At 65.9% G+C, this 17,670-nt stretch carries 21 protein-coding genes; 8 read left to right on the forward strand and 13 right to left on the reverse strand.

All coding sequences use genetic code 11. The features are described from left to right. Positions 1-41: 41 nt before the first annotated feature. From ACFXIV_RS43570 to ACFXIV_RS43585, 4 genes are read right to left on the reverse strand one after another with little or no spacing between them, the layout of a single operon-like run. Positions 42-920, reverse strand: coding sequence for an alpha/beta fold hydrolase (locus ACFXIV_RS43570; RefSeq protein WP_379402820.1), 879 nt, complete (start codon positions 918-920; stop codon positions 42-44). A 44-nt stretch (positions 921-964) separates the two neighbouring features. Next, entirely contained in the window at positions 965-1,177 is a 213-nt protein-coding gene (locus tag ACFXIV_RS43575) for a DUF397 domain-containing protein (RefSeq protein ID WP_379402821.1), read from the reverse strand. After that, entirely contained in the window at positions 1,174-1,833 is a 660-nt protein-coding gene (locus ACFXIV_RS43580) for a DUF5753 domain-containing protein (RefSeq protein WP_379402822.1), read from the reverse strand. Before ACFXIV_RS43580 ends, ACFXIV_RS43575 begins: the two co-directional genes overlap by 4 nt. 54 nt (positions 1,834-1,887) lie before the next feature. Then, on the reverse strand, positions 1,888-2,076 hold the full coding sequence (locus ACFXIV_RS43585) for a helix-turn-helix domain-containing protein (RefSeq protein ID WP_379402834.1): 189 nt from the start codon (positions 2,074-2,076) through the stop codon (positions 1,888-1,890). 150 nt (positions 2,077-2,226) lie between these two features. Here ACFXIV_RS43585 and ACFXIV_RS43590 point away from each other — a divergent pair, with 150 nt between their 5' ends. Continuing rightward, complete coding sequence (locus ACFXIV_RS43590; protein ID WP_379402836.1) at positions 2,227-2,448, forward strand: hypothetical protein; 222 nt, start codon at positions 2,227-2,229, stop codon at positions 2,446-2,448. A gap of 54 nt (positions 2,449-2,502) precedes the next feature. Further along, positions 2,503-3,387: an HNH endonuclease gene (locus tag ACFXIV_RS43595; RefSeq protein ID WP_379402823.1), complete on the forward strand. Its 885-nt coding sequence runs from the start codon at positions 2,503-2,505 to the stop codon at positions 3,385-3,387. Between the two features lie 144 nt (positions 3,388-3,531). Here the strand turns inward: ACFXIV_RS43595 and ACFXIV_RS43600 are convergent, their stop codons facing one another. Together ACFXIV_RS43600 and ACFXIV_RS43605 are read right to left on the reverse strand one after the other, a co-directional pair. Next, positions 3,532-4,260 (reverse strand): HNH endonuclease, encoded by a 729-nt coding sequence (locus ACFXIV_RS43600; RefSeq protein WP_379402824.1) that lies wholly within the window; start codon positions 4,258-4,260, stop codon positions 3,532-3,534. 73 nt (positions 4,261-4,333) lie between these two features. Beyond that, entirely contained in the window at positions 4,334-4,954 is a 621-nt protein-coding gene (locus tag ACFXIV_RS43605) for a TetR/AcrR family transcriptional regulator (RefSeq protein ID WP_379402825.1), read from the reverse strand. A gap of 124 nt (positions 4,955-5,078) precedes the next feature. Here ACFXIV_RS43605 and ACFXIV_RS43610 point away from each other — a divergent pair, with 124 nt between their 5' ends. Together ACFXIV_RS43610 and ACFXIV_RS43615 are read left to right on the forward strand one after the other, a co-directional pair. Continuing rightward, positions 5,079-5,849 (forward strand): SDR family NAD(P)-dependent oxidoreductase, encoded by a 771-nt coding sequence (locus ACFXIV_RS43610; RefSeq protein WP_379402826.1) that lies wholly within the window; start codon positions 5,079-5,081, stop codon positions 5,847-5,849. A gap of 205 nt (positions 5,850-6,054) precedes the next feature. Next, positions 6,055-6,354 (forward strand): hypothetical protein, encoded by a 300-nt coding sequence (locus ACFXIV_RS43615; protein WP_379402827.1) that lies wholly within the window; start codon positions 6,055-6,057, stop codon positions 6,352-6,354. A 111-nt stretch (positions 6,355-6,465) separates the two neighbouring features. Here the strand turns inward: ACFXIV_RS43615 and ACFXIV_RS43620 are convergent, their stop codons facing one another. From ACFXIV_RS43620 to ACFXIV_RS43635, 4 genes are all read right to left on the reverse strand, one after another. Then, complete coding sequence (locus tag ACFXIV_RS43620) at positions 6,466-7,077, reverse strand: Uma2 family endonuclease (RefSeq protein ID WP_379402828.1); 612 nt, start codon at positions 7,075-7,077, stop codon at positions 6,466-6,468. A 134-nt stretch (positions 7,078-7,211) separates the two neighbouring features. Beyond that, complete coding sequence (gene ilvC / locus ACFXIV_RS43625; protein WP_379402835.1) at positions 7,212-8,213, reverse strand: ketol-acid reductoisomerase; 1,002 nt, start codon at positions 8,211-8,213, stop codon at positions 7,212-7,214. 110 nt (positions 8,214-8,323) lie between these two features. Further along, a complete protein-coding gene (gene ilvN, locus ACFXIV_RS43630; protein ID WP_040860049.1) occupies positions 8,324-8,827 on the reverse strand; it encodes an acetolactate synthase small subunit in 504 nt (167 codons plus the stop codon). Next, the gene (locus ACFXIV_RS43635; RefSeq protein WP_379402829.1) at positions 8,824-10,782 is read right to left on the reverse strand and encodes an acetolactate synthase large subunit; all 1,959 of its coding nucleotides are present in this window, start codon (positions 10,780-10,782) and stop codon (positions 8,824-8,826) included. Before ACFXIV_RS43635 ends, ilvN begins: the two co-directional genes overlap by 4 nt. Before the next feature lie 374 nt (positions 10,783-11,156). Between ACFXIV_RS43635 and ACFXIV_RS43640 the strand changes: the two genes are divergently transcribed. From ACFXIV_RS43640 to ACFXIV_RS43650, 3 genes are all read left to right on the forward strand, one after another. Then, positions 11,157-11,678: a PH domain-containing protein gene (locus ACFXIV_RS43640; protein WP_379421450.1), complete on the forward strand. Its 522-nt coding sequence runs from the start codon at positions 11,157-11,159 to the stop codon at positions 11,676-11,678. Positions 11,679-11,823: 145 nt separating this feature from the next. Beyond that, complete coding sequence (ilvD, locus tag ACFXIV_RS43645) at positions 11,824-13,665, forward strand: dihydroxy-acid dehydratase (RefSeq protein ID WP_379402831.1); 1,842 nt, start codon at positions 11,824-11,826, stop codon at positions 13,663-13,665. Positions 13,666-13,681: 16 nt separating this feature from the next. After that, the gene (locus ACFXIV_RS43650) at positions 13,682-13,981 is read left to right on the forward strand and encodes a hypothetical protein (RefSeq protein WP_379402832.1); all 300 of its coding nucleotides are present in this window, start codon (positions 13,682-13,684) and stop codon (positions 13,979-13,981) included. A gap of 272 nt (positions 13,982-14,253) precedes the next feature. On the opposite strand, the gene ACFXIV_RS43655 is transcribed toward ACFXIV_RS43650, so the two are convergent. After that, on the reverse strand, positions 14,254-15,123 hold the full coding sequence (locus tag ACFXIV_RS43655; protein ID WP_379402434.1) for a DoxX family protein: 870 nt from the start codon (positions 15,121-15,123) through the stop codon (positions 14,254-14,256). A 135-nt stretch (positions 15,124-15,258) separates the two neighbouring features. Between ACFXIV_RS43655 and ACFXIV_RS43660 the strand changes: the two genes are divergently transcribed. Continuing rightward, the gene (locus ACFXIV_RS43660; protein ID WP_379402433.1) at positions 15,259-16,407 is read left to right on the forward strand and encodes a PQQ-dependent sugar dehydrogenase; all 1,149 of its coding nucleotides are present in this window, start codon (positions 15,259-15,261) and stop codon (positions 16,405-16,407) included. A 99-nt stretch (positions 16,408-16,506) separates the two neighbouring features. Here ACFXIV_RS43660 and ACFXIV_RS43665 read toward each other — a convergent pair whose 3' ends face one another. Together ACFXIV_RS43665 and ACFXIV_RS43670 are read right to left on the reverse strand one after the other, a co-directional pair. Then, positions 16,507-17,331, reverse strand: a complete 825-nt coding sequence (locus tag ACFXIV_RS43665; RefSeq protein ID WP_379402432.1) for a MerR family transcriptional regulator — start codon at positions 17,329-17,331, stop codon at positions 16,507-16,509. A gap of 58 nt (positions 17,332-17,389) precedes the next feature. After that, positions 17,390-17,670, reverse strand: a 281-nt coding sequence (locus ACFXIV_RS43670) for a VOC family protein (RefSeq protein WP_379421451.1), incomplete at its 5' end; no start/stop codon positions are given.

Consider the following 17,670-nt stretch of genomic DNA (forward strand, 5'->3'; position numbering starts at 1 on the left):
GGAAACCACCCACTCGTGCGAGCCTGCACCGGCCACATCACCTACGCGGTCTCAGCAGCCAACTCGATCAGGCGCGCCCGCACCAGCTCGGGCCGCTCATCGACGATGAAATGCCCGCACCCCTCCACCATTTCGAGCGTGTAGTCATCCGCCCGCGCCGTCTCCGCCGCAGCCAGCGAATAGTGCACCGCCGCATCGTCTTTCCCGAACAACGCCCGCACCGGCACGGTAGCCCGCCGGCGCTCCGGATGCCGAGCCGCCGCCGGCACCTCCTTCAACAAAAACGTCCGATACGTATCCCGCGCGGACCGCGCCACCACCGGATCCCGGAACCGCTCCGCAAAAATCTCGATAGTCTCCCGATCAAACCGGTTCTCCCCCTTGGCGGCCGCCCCGATAAGCCACTCCAGGAACCGTGTCCGCTGCTGCAGCGGCACCCCCACACTCGCCACCAGCGGCTGATACGCCAATATCCGCCAAGCCTGCCGAGCCACCACCCCCGGCGGCGACCAAGGATGCGCAATATTGCACACCAGATACCCCCGAAACCGCTCAGGCTCCCTGAGAATCATCCGAAACCCAACCCACCCACCCCAGTCATGCCCCACCAGCAAGACCTTCTCGTCCAACCCCAACGCATCCATCAACGCCAGCAGATCACTGGCCACATCGTCCTTCGCCCACCGATGCGGCGCCGCCCCCGACCACCCATACCCCGGCAGATCCGGCGCAATGATCCGCATCCCCTCCGGCGGATCGGCCAGCAGATCCCGATACGTGTAGTGATGCTGCGGCCACCCATGCAACGCCAGCACAGGCACCCCCTCCCCCGCCTCGGTTACATGAAACCGAACCCCACGAGCCTCGACAAAGCTCCGACGAACGCCAGGGATAACGGGCGGATCCTGATCAGCAGCCATAGCCCACGCTAACCCGCCCGGCGCGCCAAATCGTGGAAGTCGGCCTAAGCCTGCTTCGAAGTCAGCTTTCCGCGCACGACACCTGCGACAAACGCATCCCACTGCTCCGAGGTGAAGATCAGCGCGGGACCGCTAGCGTTCTTCGAATCGCGAACCCCAACCGAACCGTCTCGCAGATATGCCGTCTCGACACAGTCAGCCTTGTCACCGCTGTAGCTGCTCTTGAACCATTCGGCTGCGGATAGGTCGTCAGTCACGGTGAAAACTCCTTTGCCACCTGCCGCAGCAGGTTACGACTGACCGCCTCGTCCAGCGCTGCCCGCTGAAGGCTATCGAGAACCCGATAGTACCGCCGCACATCGGCGTCCTTCTCCAGATACATACACCCGATGAAGGTCTCCAGATACACCACGGGAGGCCATACGCGTTCGCCTCCGGCATCTTCGTCGAACTCGAGAATCGCGAACTGCCCCACGGGATCACCGACCGGGGCTCCCGCCTTGAACGACAGCACTCGAACCGAGACGTTCGGCAATTTGCCGATCTCGGCGAGATGCCTCAGCTGAGCGGCCATCACCATTGGACCGCCCACATTGCACCGCAGCGCCGCCTCGTGGAGGACAACGTCGAGCGACAGAGGCTGATACCTCCGAGATACGGTTGCCTGCCGCCGCGTCCGCAACTCGACTCGACGCTCATGGTCCGCGGCCGTCTCTTCAGGCTTCACAGCTCGAATGAGCGCGCGAGCGTACTCCGGGATCTGCAGCAGCCCAGGAACGAGTGCCGGCTGGTAGGTCGTCAACTTCCGAGCCGCGGTCTCGAGCCCCACATATACATCGAAGTTCGCCGGTATCACGCTTCCGTACTCATGCCACCAGCTGGTCTCCGCCGCCTGACGAAGCAGCCCAACCATCGCCTCCGCGGTATCGCCGGACAGCTCCAGAACATCGCAAATCGCCTGCAGATCTCAAACTTTCAACCGCGTAGGTATCCCGCTCTCCAACCGCTGCAACACCGACGTACTAACATCCGCAGCCTTCGCCACCCGATCCTGCGATATCCCCAGCGCGCTCCGCGCCTCCCGCAAATACCGCCCAAGCTGCCGCCTCGGCAAGGTCGAGCCAGTCTCCGACATGACGTGCTTCCTCATCAACATGCACCCGTACTGGGTGACGCGGACGCCCAAACTGCCAGCGGTCCAGGGCTTTCGACGAGAAGCCACTGGTTTGCCCAGTTCAGGGTAACCACCCACCCACTCGAGTGATGCACTTTCTACATAACCCACCCCAACAGCGAGGAGCCCACCATGTTCGACCAACTCACCATCGGAGCCTGGGTAATCACCACAGCCGACTGCCCAGTCCGATTCGTCCCCAACCCCCAAGAACACCGCGTCACCCTCGTCCTCGGCGACACCCACCGAGAGTTCGAGATCTGCCTGGACGCAACAACTCTCGCCGCGATCCTCCACCACGGCCCGCAAGCCCTGGCCAGCATCTCAACAAGCTCAGCAGACACAGCGCACTGAAACGCATCCATTGAAGATCAACTTTTCGTCCTCAGTCCATGACAGACTTTCCTCATGGAGAGGGATGCCGAGGCCATCCTCCGCGAGGAGATCTTCCTACATCTGGAGGAATTGGTCGGAGATACCGGAGTCGTTACCCGCCAACAACTGTGGGATTTCACTCTCAACGGCGCGACTCACCGCCTCATCGACCGCAACCGCGGCATCCGCAATCCCAAAGAGATGCTGGCCACCTTGTCGATCCTGTCCGACCCCAAGGGCAAATACACGGACCAGGAACTACATGGTTCCCTCTTCGCCTATGCCTACCGAGAGGGCAGCGTCGACGGCGACAACAGGAAGCTCCGTGCCGCCCTTGAGCTGAAGCTGCCACTCCTCCTACTACGGAAGATCGCTGACGGCGTCTTCATCCCCGTACCACGGGTATACGTCGTCGCCGACGATAAGCAGAACCGACAGTTCCTGATCGCCTTAGACGACAGCCTCCGTGTTATCGACAACCCGCTACAACTCCGACCCCTGGAACGCCAGTATGCCGAGCGAGTAGCCAAACAGCGGCTACACCAACCCGAGTTCCGAGGACGAGTCCTGCGGGCCTACGAATGTCGCTGCGCCGTCTGCCATCTTGGGCACGCGAAGCTTCTAGACGCCGCCCACATCATCGCCGACGGGAAGCCCAACGGCACCCCAACCGTCGATAACGGGCTGAGCCTCTGCAAGATCCACCACGCAGCGTACGACGAGAACTTCCTCGGAATAACCGCCGACGGTGAGATCCGAATCAATCGTGCTCTGTTGGAAGAGGTCGACGGACCGATGCTTCGCCATGGCCTTCAAGAGATGCACGGCCGATCGCTCCTCATCCCAGCAAAACGCCAAGAACGCCCGGCCGCGGATCGCTTGGCCATCCGTTTTGAAGAATTTGAGCGCGCTAGTTAGCTCAGGACCCAGATCACGCTAATCGACGGTGCACGACCGCTCACCTCGAACAACCTTCGATCCGCGTTATCTGGGCGCAACTTCGATTCAGAATGTCTTCCTAGCCAGTAAGATTGGCCCGTTCGGCTGTGGCCGGTTCCGCGGTCAAGGACGATGAGCCGTGATCAAAGCATGCAGCTCATCCGGCTGGATCCAGCTCGGAGGCTGATGGATCATCCGGTGACAGTTCGCGCACACCAATATCAGATCGACAGTCCGGGTGTTGGTCTCACCCGACACATGGAGGGGTACTACGTGGTGACATTCGATGTACCCTTTGCCGCGCACGCCATAGACCGCTTCGAAGTCGAACTTGCAAACCTCACAGAACACACGGTTGTGGTGACGTAGGAACTCGTCGATCTTCTTTCGACGTAGTTTCGGATCTCGCTCGCGACTGGTGCGAAGTGCCGTGATGAGCCTGCCTTCTCGACCTGAATCGTCGTCGTCGAGCGCATTTGCTTCCGCGGCCACAGCTTCATCGAATCTGCCCGCGACAGCTGCTTCCCGAATCGCTCGAGCTGCGGAGTGCATCTCGGTCGGCGAATCGACGAAGTCTTGCAAGACGAACTTGTCGAGCTTGCCGCCTCGGGTCGGTTTGCCGGCGTGGCCCGGTCGGCTGGTGGCGATGTCGGTTGTCTTGCGAGACACGCTGTTGACGTTGCGAAAGCTGTCCGGCCGGATGCTTGTTGAGTGAATCGGCAGGGAGCGCAAGAGATTTGACAATTCGGCTACTCGCCGATCGTCCTGACGCAACTCGCGCCAGCCATTCTGCACAACCAAATCGCAGGCCAGGATCAACTCGTCCCGGGTCCATGCCGGACTGCGAACCATGTGACCCAACGTAGCTTCACAAATCGCAGCTGGCAAACAGTCCAGTCTGGTTCGGGGACGTTAGAGATCAGGACTACTCGGCAACGTGTAGTTGCCGCATGCACCGAACGACCAGATCGGCCGGCGAGCCTTGGCCTTCCGCGGGGCCGTTCTCGACGGCCCAAAGCTCAAGGGCCACACGGATTGCGCCGGCGGCGGCCGCAGCGGTGAGACGGAGTTGGAATGGATCCGACTGTGGGCCAGCCAGTTTCAGGAGGATGGCGTTGAGGTCTCGTTCGCTCTCCAGGTTGATGCGGTGCCAGATGGCACGGAGGGCGGGGTCGGTTTCCATAGCTTGGAGGAGGCCCCGGGTGATCTCCAGATCTTCGGGGCTATCGCCGAGGGTGAGGGAGCGGACGGCGGCGGCTTCGAATTCCTGCGGACTGGGGAGGCGGTGGGGGCCTGCGGCGATGTCGGCCAGCCAGCGTTGGGCTCCCGCTGCGAGCATGGGCTCGACTGCTTCTTCCTTCGTCCGCGAGTAGCGGTAGAAGGTGCGGAGGGCTACGCCGGATTCGGCGGCTATTTGGTCTGCCGTGACCTCGGAGGTGCCGTGAGCCGCGAAGAGGCGGGCGGCGGTTCGGGCTATGTCCATGCGGGTTTCTTGTTTGCGGCGTTCAGCGAGGGTGGGGCGCGGTGGGGCGGGTTGGGCGGACATTTTTCACCTCCTTTGGGCGGGCTCGTTGGGACAATCCTAGTTGACGGGATGCCACGATGGCATGACGTGCCATGTAGGCGTAGCGTGACAGGAGAGGCTGAGAACCAACGTAAGGAGAACCGCAATGGAGCGTTTTGACGGCCGTCGAGTAGTGATCACCGGGGCGGGGTCGGGGATTGGGCGGGCTACCGTGCATCGGATCCTGGCGGAGGGTGGGCAGGTTGTCGGGGCGGACGTGAATGAGGCCGGGCTGGCGGAGACTGCCAAGCAGGCTGCGGAGAACGGGAATGGGGATCGGCTGACCACGCTGGTGGTGGATATCGCTGATGAGGGGTCGGTGAAGGCCGGTGTTGCTGCTGCGGTCGAGGCGCTCGGTGGGATCGATGCGCTGATCAATGCGGCGGGGATTCTGCGATCGGCGCATACGCACGAGATGCCGCTGGCTGATTTCAACAAGATCATTGCCATCAACCTGACCGGTACGTTCCTGATGATTCGCGAGGCGCTGCCGCAGCTGCTCGCCTCGGACAAGGGCGTGATCGTCAACTTCACTTCGACGTCCGCGTTCTTCGCGCACCCGTACATGTCCGCGTATGCCGCGTCCAAGGGCGGCATCATGTCCATGACGCACGCGCTCGCCGCGGAGTACTCCAAGCAGGGTCTGCGCGTGGTTGCTGTTGCGCCGGGATCGATTTCGAGTGATATGACCTCCGGGCGTGGCCCGGGGCTGCCGGCGGATGCCGATCTGAGCCTGTTCATGAAGCTTGCGCCGGGAATCGGGCAGGGCTTCGCGTCGCCGGATACCGTGGCGGGCGTGGTCGCCATGCTGGCGTCGGATGACGGTGCGTTCATCACCGGCACCGAGATTCGGATCGACGGCGGCACGCACTACTGAGTCTGCAGCACTCGGTTCGACACCCACAGAATCGAATCGAGTCGCAGTTGCGAACGGCCCTGCGGGAGAATTCCTGCGGGGCCGTTGCCGTGCACTGGGTTTCGGGGTCGCTCAGGGTCCCGTGTCATACATGAGGACCATTCGGCCCTGAATTCACAGGGATTCGGATTCACAAACAGGCACGATTCGGGCACAGTTGCTGACCATGAAGTCGACATCTCTACACCGGATCGCAGCCCGCGTGGCTGTCGCCGGTGCGATCGCCTTGGTTCCCCTTGCAGCAGTGACCATTCCGGCCTCCGCGGACGTTCCGCTGGACAACGCGCCCAGCGATGTGGCGTGGCCCCACCACCAGGACGGCTGGTGGGATCGCGACGATTGGCGCCACCGCCACGACCGTGATGACTGGGACCACGACCGCGACGGCTGGAACCGGGACTGGCGTCACGACAACGATGGCTGGTGGTGGCGCAACGCGCTGCCGGACAGCTTCGGCAGCTGGTAAACCCGAGACACGACCACACCTCGCGCGATCCCCCCTCACGCGCGAACAGCGAAGGCCCGCCAGGAGAAATCCTGGCGGGCCTCCGCGGCTGAGATCCCGGAACCTCGGCTGTTACGGCGCTTGCAGGCTCTCGAACGTGACGGCGAGTGTAACCGGGGAGTCGAGAACCAAGCCGGTTCGATGGACGTGATGCGGTTCGTACCTCAGACCAGACCAGTCCAGACGGTATTCCTCGATGCGGTCGATGATCTCCCAGCTCTTGTCGAAATGCACGATGAGGTAGACAGGAATTCTCGCGCGTGCGTAGAGGACCCGTTTGATACCGATATCCGTATCGACGGTTTCCTTCGAGGCCACTTCGATCACGAGCTGAATGTGGTCTCGCACGGTGTTGACGTCGTATGGCTCGCAGTCACGAACCATGATGTCGGGGTATCGGACATTCAGCCGACGGTCGGCACGCTGATCTTCGGAGTCCGGAAGTCGAACCGCGACATCGGAATCCACCACGAGGCACGGTCCTGACGGGTGGCGCGCGGCTTCGATCATCGATGCCAGTCGACGCACCACTCGGCTGCGCGCGGCGCTCTGGGACATCAGTCTGACCAGCCGACCGTCCACGATCTCGATATCACCGGCGGTCTCGCCGAACGCATCCGGTTCGGCGGCGAGAAACTCCTCGGCCGTCAGATAGCGGCTCTCATCTGCGGGCGATACGGTCACCGGCACCTCTCAGATCAAGCCAATGAATATCGCGGACATGGACATCGCCATCGTAGTCCGCAGTACGCCAACGACCTGGTGACATGAAACGACCCGCCGGACACTGGGTCCGGCGGGTCGCAGTCGCGAAACCCTTAGGCGGTTTCGGTGATCGGGCGGTCGACCCAGCTCATCAGGCCGCGGAGCTTGGCGCCGGTGACCTCGATCGGGTGCTCGGCGTTGGCCTTGCGCAGACCCTCGAGCTCCTTGTTGCCGCCCTCGACGTTGGCGACCAGGCGCTTGACGAAGGTGCCGTCCTGGATGTCGGTCAGGATCGCCTTCATGCGCTCCTTGGTGCCGGCGTCGATGACGCGCGGGCCCGACAGGTAGCCACCGAACTCGGCGGTGTCGGAGACCGAGTAGTTCATGCGGGCGATGCCGCCCTCGTACATCAGGTCGACGATCAGCTTGAGCTCGTGCAGGACCTCGAAGTAGGCCATCTCCGGCGCGTAGCCGGCCTCGACCATGACCTCGAAACCGGTCTTGACCAGTTCCTCGGTGCCACCGCAGAGCACGGCCTGCTCACCGAAGAGGTCGGTCTCGGTCTCTTCCTTGAAGGTGGTCTTGATGACGCCGGCGCGGGTACCGCCGATGCCCTTGGCGTAGGACAGCGCCAGCGCCTGGCCGGTGCCGGTCGGGTCCTGGTCGATGGCGATCAGGGCCGGAACGCCCTTGCCGTCGACGAACTGACGACGCACCAGGTGGCCCGGGCCCTTTGGGGCGACCATGCCGACGGTGACGTTGGCCGGAGCCTTGATCAGACCGAAGTGGATGTTGAGGCCGTGGCCGAAGAACAGCGCGTCGCCGTCCTTCAGGTGCGGCTCGATGTCGTTGGTGAAGATCGAGGCCTGCGCGGTGTCGGGCGCGAGGACCATGATCACGTCGGCCCACTCGGCGACCTCGGCCGGGGTGCCGACGGTCAGGCCGGCCTCTTCGGCCTTGGCACGGGACTTCGAGCCCTCCTTGAGGCCGATGCGCACGTCGACGCCGGAGTCGCGCAGACTCAGCGAGTGGGCGTGGCCCTGGCTGCCGTAGCCGATGACCGCGACCTTCTTGCCCTGGATGATCGACAGATCGGCATCGTCGTCGTAGAACATCTCGACTGCCACTTTGGGTGCTCCTTCTTGGATTCTGTGATTAAGCGTGGTGGATCCCGGCCGAAAGCATGCCGGGATGGCGGGCGGATGGCCGCCGCGGCGGCCGGTTACTAGCGAGTCGCGGTGATCGACTTGGGTCCACGACCCACCGCGACGACTCCGGACTGCACGATCTCACGGATCCCGTAGGGCTCCATCATGCGCAGCAGCGCGTCGAGCTTGGAGCGGGTGCCGGTGGCCTCGATGGTCAGCGCGTCGGGCGACACGTCGATCACCTTCGCGCGGAACAGGTTCACGGCCTCGATCACCTGGGTGCGCACGCTGGCGTCGGCGCGCACCTTCACCAGGATCAGTTCGCGGGCCACGGAGCTGTCCGTGTCCTGCTCGACGATCTTGATGACGTTGACCAGCTTGTTCAGCTGCTTGGTGACCTGCTCCAGCGGCAGATCCTCGACCGTGACGACGATGGTCATGCGCGAGATCTCCGGGATCTCGGTGCCGCCCACCGCGAGCGACTGGATATTGAAGCCACGCCGGGAGAACAGGCTGGCCACGCGGGCCAGCACGCCCGGCTTGTCCTCCACCAGCACGGACAGGGTGTGGGTGGTCGTCATTCCTCGGTCCCCTTCTGGGAGGCACGCTCGTGAGCGGCCAGCGAAGCCTTCTCGTGTGACATCGCCTCGTGGATCACGGCGGGCTCGGACGCCGACTCGTCGTCGTCGAACAGCGGGCGGATGCCGCGCGCGGCCATGATCTCGTCGTTGGAGGTGCCGGCGGCGACCATCGGCCACACCTGCGCGTCCTTGCCGACGATGAAGTCGATCACCACGGGCCGGTCGTTGATCGACTGCGCCTCGCGGATCGCGGCCTCCACGTCCTCTTCCTTCTCCACGCGAATGCCGTGGCAGCCCAGCGCTTCCGCCAGCTTCACGAAGTCGGGGATGCGCAGGGTGTGGGTGCCCAGGTCGGTGTTGGAGTAGCGCTTCTCGTAGAACAGGGTCTGCCACTGCCGGACCATGCCCAGGTTGCCGTTGTTGATCAGCGCGACCTTGATCGGCACGCCCTCGACGGCACAGGTGGCCAGCTCCTGATTGGTCATCTGGAAGCAGCCGTCACCGTCGATGGCCCAGACCTCGCGGTCCGGCATGCCCATCTTGGCGCCCATGGCGGCCGGCACGGCGTAGCCCATGGTGCCCAGACCACCGGAGTTCAGCCAGGTGCGCGGCTTCTCGTACTTGATGAACTGCGCGGCCCACATCTGGTGCTGGCCGACACCGGCACAGTAGATGGCGTCGGGACCGGCCATCTGGCCCAGCTTCTCGATCACGAACTCCGGCGACAGCGAACCGTCGGACGGGGTCTTCCAGCCCAGCGGGTAGCTCTCGCGAACACCGCTCAGGTAGTGCCACCACTCGGTCAGATCCAGCAGCGGAGCCTTGCCCGCGGCGGCCGGATCGGCCTTGAGGGTCTCGATCAGCTCGGCGATGACCTCGCGGCAATCGCCCACGATCGGCACGTCCGCATGGCGGTTCTTGCCGATCTCGGCCGGGTCGATGTCGGCGTGGATCACCTTGGCGTTCGTCGCGAACGAGTCCAGCTGGCCGGTGACGCGGTCGTCGAAACGCGCGCCCAGGGTGATCAGCAGGTCCGAACGCTGCAGTGCCGCAACGGCTCCCACGGTGCCGTGCATGCCCGGCATGCCCATGTTCAGGGTGTGGGTGTCGGGGAACGCACCGCGCGCCATCAGGGTGGTGACCACCGGAATGCCGGTCAGCTCGGCCAGTTCCAGCAGTTCCTCGCTGGCGTCGGCCTTGATGACACCGCCGCCGACGTACAGCACCGGAGCCTTGGCATCCATGATCATCCGGGCGGCCTCGCGCACCTGCTTGCCGTGCGGCTTGGTGACCGGACGGTAGCCGGGCAGCTTCATCTCCGGCGGCCAGGAGAAGGTGGTCTGCGCCTGCAGCACATCCTTCGGGATGTCGACCAGCACGGCGCCCGGGCGGCCGGTGGAGGCCAGGTGGAACGCCTCGGCGATCATCCGCGGGATGTCGATCGGGTCGGTGACCAGGAAGTTGTGCTTGGTGCACGCCATGGTGATGCCGGAGATGTCGGCTTCCTGGAAGGCGTCGGTGCCGATCAGCGAGCGGCCGACCTGACCGGTGATGGCCACCAGCGGCACCGAGTCCATCTGCGCGTCCGCGATCGGGGTGACCAGGTTGGTCGCGCCCGGACCGGACGTGGCCATGCACACACCCACCTTGCCGGTCGCCTGCGCATAGCCGGTCGCGGCGTGACCCGCGCCCTGCTCGTGGCGGACCAGCACGTGGCGGACCTTGGTGGAATCGAACAGCGGGTCGTAGACGGGAAGAATCGCACCGCCCGGAATGCCGAATACCGTGTCGACGCCGAGCTCCTCGAGGGAACGGACGACCGACTGCGCGCCGGTGACCCGCTCGGGCGGGACCTGGCGGCGGTTCGGAGTTGCGGCCGGAGCCGCGGTCGGCTGAGTGGCCGAAGGCGCGGGCCTGCGGGCCGAGGGCCCGGGCCGGGCGGTAGGTGCGCTCACCGTCTTGGTTCCTTACTGCTTGTCGTTCGAGTCCATGGGACTTGCCTGAACACAAAAAAGCCCCCGACAGCCAGTGGCTGTTCGAGGGTGGCGCGTCGCAGCTGCGAGCTGACGTAAATGACCTACAGTCGTCGGCTCAGCGCTGGACGCGCCGGCCGATTACGAGCAACTCGGTTCGATTCACGCGCTCGACGGTATGCGCGCGTGGGTCGTCCAGTCAAACAGCTGACCTATTGGGTCTCATTATGTGAGACAGTGCGGTTGATCGGGTCCGTTCACCGTGATGCAAGGATGTGGGTGTGTCCTCACAGCATCAGTCCGTGCCACCTGCTCGATCGTCCCACACGCCCGAGTCCGAATCGGATGCGGGTCGCGTGATCCGCGTCCCCCGGCTCGCTCACCTCGGGGTGTTCATCCTGCTGTTCTGCGTGGCGTTCGCGTTCTTCGGGTGGCCGCAGGTGCTGTGGATCCTGTTCGCCATCCCGGCCGCCGTGGTGGTGTGGATCGAGCGGACCCGAACGACCGTCTCGGGCAATGGCGTCGACACGCGCACCCTGTTCGGCGGGCGGCACATCGACTGGGCCGACGTGCGCGGGCTGCGCATCCCCAAGCGGGGGTACCTGCAGCTGCATCTGGCCGACGACTCCGATGTGACGCTGCCCGCGGTGGGGTACAACCGGCTCGCGGATCTCGTCGCCGCCTCGGGCGGGCGCATCCCGGATCCGTTCGTGGAACCCGAGGAGGATGAGGACGAAGCCGGCGACACTGCGGCCGAATCCACCGAGTCCGTGTCCGAAACCACCGACGCTGTGTCCGAAACCACGGAGCGCGAGGCCGAAACCACCGAGCCGACGGCCGAATCCACCGAGCGCGAGGCCGATTCCGGCAAGTCGTAAGCGTTTCGGGGGTGCAGAGTTCTTACCGGCGGTGATCGAGGTCATGGCGCGGGAGTAACGTTGAGGCCCGCCGGAGAACGTCGCGAGACGTATTTCTGGACAGTCGCTCAACAGCCCACTGCGACACGACCCGAGGACCTGACCAATGCCACCGCTTCGCTCACGCACCACCACCGCCGGCCGCAATGCCGCGGGCGCACGCGCCCTCTGGCGCGCGACCGGTCTCACCGACTCCGACTTCGGGAAGCCGATCGTCGCCATCGCGAACTCCTACACCCAGTTCGTCCCCGGCCACGTGCACCTGAAGGACGTCGGCGAGATCGTGGCCGAGGCGGTCCGGGCGGCCGGCGGTGTGCCGCGCGAGTTCCACACCATTGCCGTGGACGACGGCATCGCGATGGGTCACGGCGGCATGCTGTACTCGCTGCCCTCGCGCGAGATCATCGCGGACTCCGTGGAATACATGGCCAACGCGCACACCGCGGACGCGCTCGTGTGTATCTCCAACTGCGACAAGATCACTCCCGGCATGCTGAACGCCGCCATGCGGCTCAACATCCCGGCGGTGTTCGTCTCCGGCGGCCCGATGGAGGCCGGTAAGGCCGTGGTCGTCGGCGGCGTGGCCCAGGCCCCGACCGACCTGATCACCGCCATCTCCGCCAGCGCCTCGCCGAACGTCACCGAGGACGGGCTCACCGAGGTCGAGCGCTCCGCCTGCCCGACCTGCGGCTCCTGCTCGGGCATGTTCACCGCCAACTCCATGAACTGCCTCACCGAGGCGCTGGGCCTGGCGCTGCCGGGCAACGGCTCCACGCTGGCCACCCACGCCGCGCGCCGGGCGCTGTTCGAGAAGGCCGGGCGGGTCATCGTCGATATCGCCACCCGCTGGTACCGCGACGACGACGCCTCGGTGCTGCCGCGGAACGTGGCCAATGCCAAGGCCTTCCGCAATGCCATGGCGCTCGATGTGGCCATGGGCGGTTCCACCAACACCGTGCTGCACACCCTCGCCGCCGCGCAGGAGGGTGAGATCGAGTTCGATCTGCAGACCATCGACGAGATCTCGCGTCGCGTGCCCTGCCTGTCCAAGGTGTCGCCGAACTCCGACTACCACATGGAGGACGTGCACCGCGCCGGTGGCATCCCGGCCATCCTCGGCGAGCTGCGCCGCGCCGACCTGCTCGAGACCGACGTGACCACGGTGCACACCGCGTCCTTCGACGAGTGGCTCGACACCTGGGACATCCGCTCCGGCAAGGCTTCCGAGGAAGCCGTCGAGCTGTTCCACGCCGCGCCCGGCGGGGTGCGCACCACCGTGCCGTTCTCCACCGAGAACCGCTGGTCCTCGCTCGACACCGACGCCGAGGGCGGCTGCATCCGCGACCAGGAGCACGCCTACACCGTCGAGGGCGGGCTGTGCGTGCTGCGCGGCAATATCGCCCCGGACGGCGCGATCCTGAAGACCGCCGGTATCGACGAGGACCTGTTCACCTTCGAGGGCCCGGCCGTGGTGGTCGAATCCCAGGAGGAGGCGGTCTCGAAGATCCTGGGCAAGGAGATCAAGCCGGGCGACGTGGTCGTGGTCCGCTACGAGGGCCCCTCCGGCGGCCCGGGCATGCAGGAGATGCTGCACCCCACCTCGTTCCTGAAGGGCGTCGGCCTGGGCAAGGTCTGCGCGCTCATCACCGACGGCCGCTTCTCCGGCGGCACCTCGGGCCTGTCCATCGGCCACATCTCCCCGGAGGCGGCCAGCGGCGGGTCCATCGGCCTCATCGAGAACGGTGACCGCATCCGCATCGACGTGCACACCCGCGCGCTCGAATTGCTGGTCCCCGAAGACGTTCTCGCAGACCGCCGCGTGAAAATGGAAGCGTCCGAACGGCCTTGGCAGCCCGTGAACCGCGAGCGCCCGGTGACAACCGCGCTGCGTGCCTACGCCGCGCTCGCCACCTCCGCCGACAAGGGTGCCGTCCGGCGCGTGCCGTAATCAAGAAAGCAAGGGAATGACAATCGAATACATCGGCAAGGCCGACTCCATGCTTGCCGAGTACACGGCCATGCTCCAGCGGTCGGACGCCCGGAATGCCGAAGCGAAGGCGCTGCTCGCCGAGGCCGAGGAGCTGGCCGCCGAGGTGCGGGAACTCGACCACGCCGAGTTCATGGCGACGCCGGACGAGCAGGTCCGGATCAACCAGCACCGGGCGATGCTGCACCAGGAGATCGACAGCAAGTCCGGCCGGGTCCTCCAGCTCCATCAGGAGACCTTCCAGGAATGGGAATCCTGGACCACGCGTCAGTGGTGAAAGGTGGTGGGGGGCAAGCCCCCCACACCCCCCGGGGAGAGGATTGCGGGGGCAAGCCCCCACACCCCCAGAGAAGAATTTGTGGGGGGCAAGCCCCCACACCCCCTGGGAAGACTTGCGGGCGCTAGCCCTACACCCCGTGGGGGGCTTGCGGGCGCTAGTCCTACACCCCGTGGGAAGACTTGCGGGTGTCAGCCCGCACGTACGAAGAAGCGGCCGTATCGATCTGTTGGGATCGGTACGGCTGCTTGGTAGTTCGGGGGGTGTCGGGGTCAGCTGAAGGTGATGCCGGCCAGGGGGTTACCGCCGTGGAGGTAGGTGTAGGCGAGGATGGCGGCGGCTATGGCGGCGGCGATGGCGGCGAGGGAGCCCCAGAGGGGTCTGGCGGCCCAGGCTCGGTTGCGGTCGAAGGAGAGGCGGCCGGGGCCGGTGAGGATGAGGACGGTGGCCAGGGCTACCAGGACGGATTCGAGTTCTACCGAGTTGCCCTTGGCGGAGTATTGGAAGCCGGGGACCATGGACTGCTTCCACATCCAGGCGTCGAGGATGATGGCGAGCAGGGCGCCGGCGGCCAGGGGGGTCGCCACGCCGAGGGCGACCATGATGCCGCCGCCGAGTTCGCCGGCGATAAGGAGTGGGGCGGCGAGGTCCACGTGCTTCCAGCCGCCGTTCTCCATGGCGGTTCTGATGCCGTCGTAGCCGGGGCCGTGGAACCAGCCCGCGGCCTTCTGCAGGCCGTGGTAGACGAAGGTGCCGCCGATGACCAAGCGCAGCAACAGCAGCCCGAGGTCCAGCGTGCCGCGGCGGTCGTCGCGGCGGCGGACGCGGCCGTTGCTGTCGGCGGGGCTGGGCGGTGCCGGCGGGATGCTGGCGAAGGAGTAGGTCGGGGACGACTCGGTGGTGGTGCCGTCGGCCGCACCGGGAATGGCGCTCTTGACCTGGTTGTAGAGCGGGACCTCGGGGTCGAGACCTAGTTCCTCGTCGGTGCGGGGCAGCTTCTCGGTGGTCTGGACGCCGGACGGGGTGGCGAACTGTTCGGTCGGCGAATCGAAGGGGCTCCGGACCGGTTCACCGGCCGGTCGCGGAGCAGCGGGCGGCAGGTCGCCCGCCACGGCGGACGGCTCGTTCGGCTTGTCTGTCACGCGGGCCACACTATTAGCCAGAACCGCTCGGCACACAGCAGAACACGGGCGTGTCCACCGTCCGATTCGCGCCACGGCGAAGGAAGGGACACCCCGTCCGAGCGTGAACGGCAGGTTTTCCGTAACGTCTCAACCATGAGTTTGGTTGCCGCTGGCCGTGCCGGGGTGGGTGCGCGGAGAGTTGTGCTGGGCGTGACGCTCGGCGCCGTGCTGCTGTCCGGCTGCGCCCGCTTCGATGATCGTGCCTCGAGCCCGTTCACCACGGAGCCGACCTGGCAGGACGCCGAGCCCAGCACCACGACGCCGAAGGTGCCGCCGACCAATGCCAAGCGCCCCGATCTGCCGTGCGTGGATCCCGATCTGGCGGTGGTGGTCTCGTGCCTGGACACCACCGCCGGCCTGGTCGCGCTGCCGGACGGCGGGAGCGCGCTGGTGGCCGAACGCACCACGGGGCGCATCCTGAAGGTGGTCGCCACCGACGAGGGTGAACCGCCCGCGCCCGTCGAGATCGCCCGGCTGGATGTGGATCCGGCCGGGGACGGCGGTCTCACCGGCCTGGCGCTGTCGCCCACCTTCACCGAGGACGGGCTGATCTACGCGTACGTGACCACCGGGGGCGACAACCGGGTGGTGCGCATCTCCACCGACGGCGGCGCGCCCAAGCCGATCCTGACCGGAATTCCGAAGGGGGTCAACGGCAATCGCGGGTCCATCGATTTCTCCTCGCAGAACCGCATGCTGGTGCTCACCGGTGACGCCGGCAACCCGTCGCTGGCGGCCGACACCAACTCGATGGCCGGCAAGCTGCTCAGCATCAACTCCCCCGCACCCGGCGCCTCCGCCGATGTGGTGGTGACCGGTATCGGTGTGGCGGGCGGGGTGTGCTCGGACGGCAAGGATTCCATCTGGATCACCGACCGCACCGCCACCGAGGATCGGTTGCAGCGGGTCGGCCCCGACGGTGTCGCGGTGAAGGCCTGGACCTGGCCCGATCACCCGGGCGTGGCGGGCTGTGCCGCCGCCTCGGACGGTGTCGCGATCTCGCTGACCAACCAGCGGGCCCTGGCTCTCGCCACGGCCGACAAGAACACCCACGCCGTCACCGCGGCGCCTTCGCTGCTGGCCCAGGACAAGTACGGCCGCCTCGACGGCGCGACGCTGGGCGGCGACGGCAATATCTGGGTCGGCACCGTGAACAAGCCCGACGGCAATCCCAACCAGTACGACGACCGCGTGGTGCGGATCCCGCCGCCGTCCGCGGGCCAGGGCAACGGACCGGACTAGCCACCGGCTTCCCCTGCGGCGCACAGCAACAGCTGTGCGCCGCAGTGTTTTCGGGGAGTGCGAGTTCCGCCGGGTGGATGCCGGTCGGGCCCGAGCCGTTCACACGGCAGGGGCGACCGGCATTTGCAGTTCCACGACCCACCCGTCCGAGGTCGGGTCCTCGGGCGCGTTGAGGTAGACCTCGCGGATGGGAGCGTTGGGGGCGTAACGGTTCTCGTCGGCCCAGCGCCCCATGGCCTCGAAGGACACGCACAGTTCGGCCAGCTTCCCGCGATGCACCAGGGTCGCGGCCTGCGGAATCTCCGGCAGCAGGTGCAGGTCGAGGCTGCTGCCCGGCGCGGCGGTCCCCGAGACCTGGTGCGCGACGTGCACCCGCAGACCTTCTTCGAGCTCTTCGTAATACACGACGGGCGCGCCGGTGATGGTGAGCCCGGCCTCCGGGATCAGTTTCCCGAGCCGGGCGTAGATCCGCTCGATGATGGGCCCGACCGCGGCCTCCCCGGATTCGGCCGCGACCTCGCTCATTTCGGCGACGAGCGTGGCGGACAGCGGTTTCACGATGATTTCCTGCTCGGGCATGACGCCCTCCTTCTGGATGCGCAGGAGCCTTGCCTCGACGCTCGCGAGCCGTGCGGTGTCCGCGGCCACCTGATTGGCCAGCTGCGCGCGACGCAGTTGCAGCATGCCGTGCAACCGCTCCGCGGACAGCTGCCCGTCGAGGAGCTCGGCCACCTGGTTCAGGGTGAAGCCGAGTTCCTTCAACGCGACGATCCGGTTGAGCCGTGCGAGCTGTTCGGCCGAATAGAACCGATAGCCGCTGCACGGATCCACCTCGGACGGCGGCAGCAGTCCGATCTCGTCGTAGTGGCGCAGCATTCGCACCGACACCGATCCGAACCTGGCGAAGTCTCCGATACTGAACATGACCCCTCCAGGTTTAGGACCTCACACGGTGTGAGGGTCAATCCCCGCCTGCCGCTCGTCACCCCATGTTCGGATCTCCCTTGATCAACGCGAAGGGTGCGCCCGCCGGATCCCGGAGCATCGCGAGCCGCCCCACACCGGGCGCGTCCGTCGGCGGGATCAGCACCTTCGCCCCGGCGCCGGTGGCCCGGGTGCACGTCGCGTCGCAGTCCTCCGTCGCGAAGTACGGATGCCACTCCGAGGTCGACCCGGCGCTCACGTTCTCCTGCGGGAGCTGCATGATGCCGCCCTGCCCGGTGTCGTCCTCCGTACCGCCACCGGGCGACGACACCACCGAGT

Source organism: Nocardia sp. NPDC059236 (assembly GCF_042754085.1).
Taxonomy (GTDB): Bacteria; Actinomycetota; Actinomycetes; order Mycobacteriales; family Mycobacteriaceae; genus Nocardia.

Coding starts and splice junctions, on each gene's coding strand:
- ACFXIV_RS43585 (WP_379402834.1), bottom strand. CDS start 2,076: ATGTTGATGAGGAAGCACGTCATGTCGGAGACTGGCTCGACCTTGCCG.
- ilvD (WP_379402831.1), top strand. CDS start 11,824: ATGCCACCGCTTCGCTCACGCACCACCACCGCCGGCCGCAATGCCGCG.
- ACFXIV_RS43595 (WP_379402823.1), top strand. CDS start 2,503: ATGGAGAGGGATGCCGAGGCCATCCTCCGCGAGGAGATCTTCCTACAT.
- ilvN (WP_040860049.1), bottom strand. CDS start 8,827: ATGACGACCACCCACACCCTGTCCGTGCTGGTGGAGGACAAGCCGGGC.
- ACFXIV_RS43590 (WP_379402836.1), top strand. CDS start 2,227: ATGTTCGACCAACTCACCATCGGAGCCTGGGTAATCACCACAGCCGAC.
- ACFXIV_RS43610 (WP_379402826.1), top strand. CDS start 5,079: ATGGAGCGTTTTGACGGCCGTCGAGTAGTGATCACCGGGGCGGGGTCG.
- ACFXIV_RS43650 (WP_379402832.1), top strand. CDS start 13,682: ATGACAATCGAATACATCGGCAAGGCCGACTCCATGCTTGCCGAGTAC.
- ACFXIV_RS43615 (WP_379402827.1), top strand. CDS start 6,055: ATGAAGTCGACATCTCTACACCGGATCGCAGCCCGCGTGGCTGTCGCC.
- ACFXIV_RS43580 (WP_379402822.1), bottom strand. CDS start 1,833: ATGGTTGGGCTGCTTCGTCAGGCGGCGGAGACCAGCTGGTGGCATGAG.
- ACFXIV_RS43605 (WP_379402825.1), bottom strand. CDS start 4,954: ATGTCCGCCCAACCCGCCCCACCGCGCCCCACCCTCGCTGAACGCCGC.
- ACFXIV_RS43660 (WP_379402433.1), top strand. CDS start 15,259: ATGAGTTTGGTTGCCGCTGGCCGTGCCGGGGTGGGTGCGCGGAGAGTT.
- ilvC (WP_379402835.1), bottom strand. CDS start 8,213: ATGTTCTACGACGACGATGCCGATCTGTCGATCATCCAGGGCAAGAAG.
- ACFXIV_RS43665 (WP_379402432.1), bottom strand. CDS start 17,331: ATGTTCAGTATCGGAGACTTCGCCAGGTTCGGATCGGTGTCGGTGCGA.
- ACFXIV_RS43570 (WP_379402820.1), bottom strand. CDS start 920: ATGGCTGCTGATCAGGATCCGCCCGTTATCCCTGGCGTTCGTCGGAGC.
- ACFXIV_RS43600 (WP_379402824.1), bottom strand. CDS start 4,260: ATGGTTCGCAGTCCGGCATGGACCCGGGACGAGTTGATCCTGGCCTGC.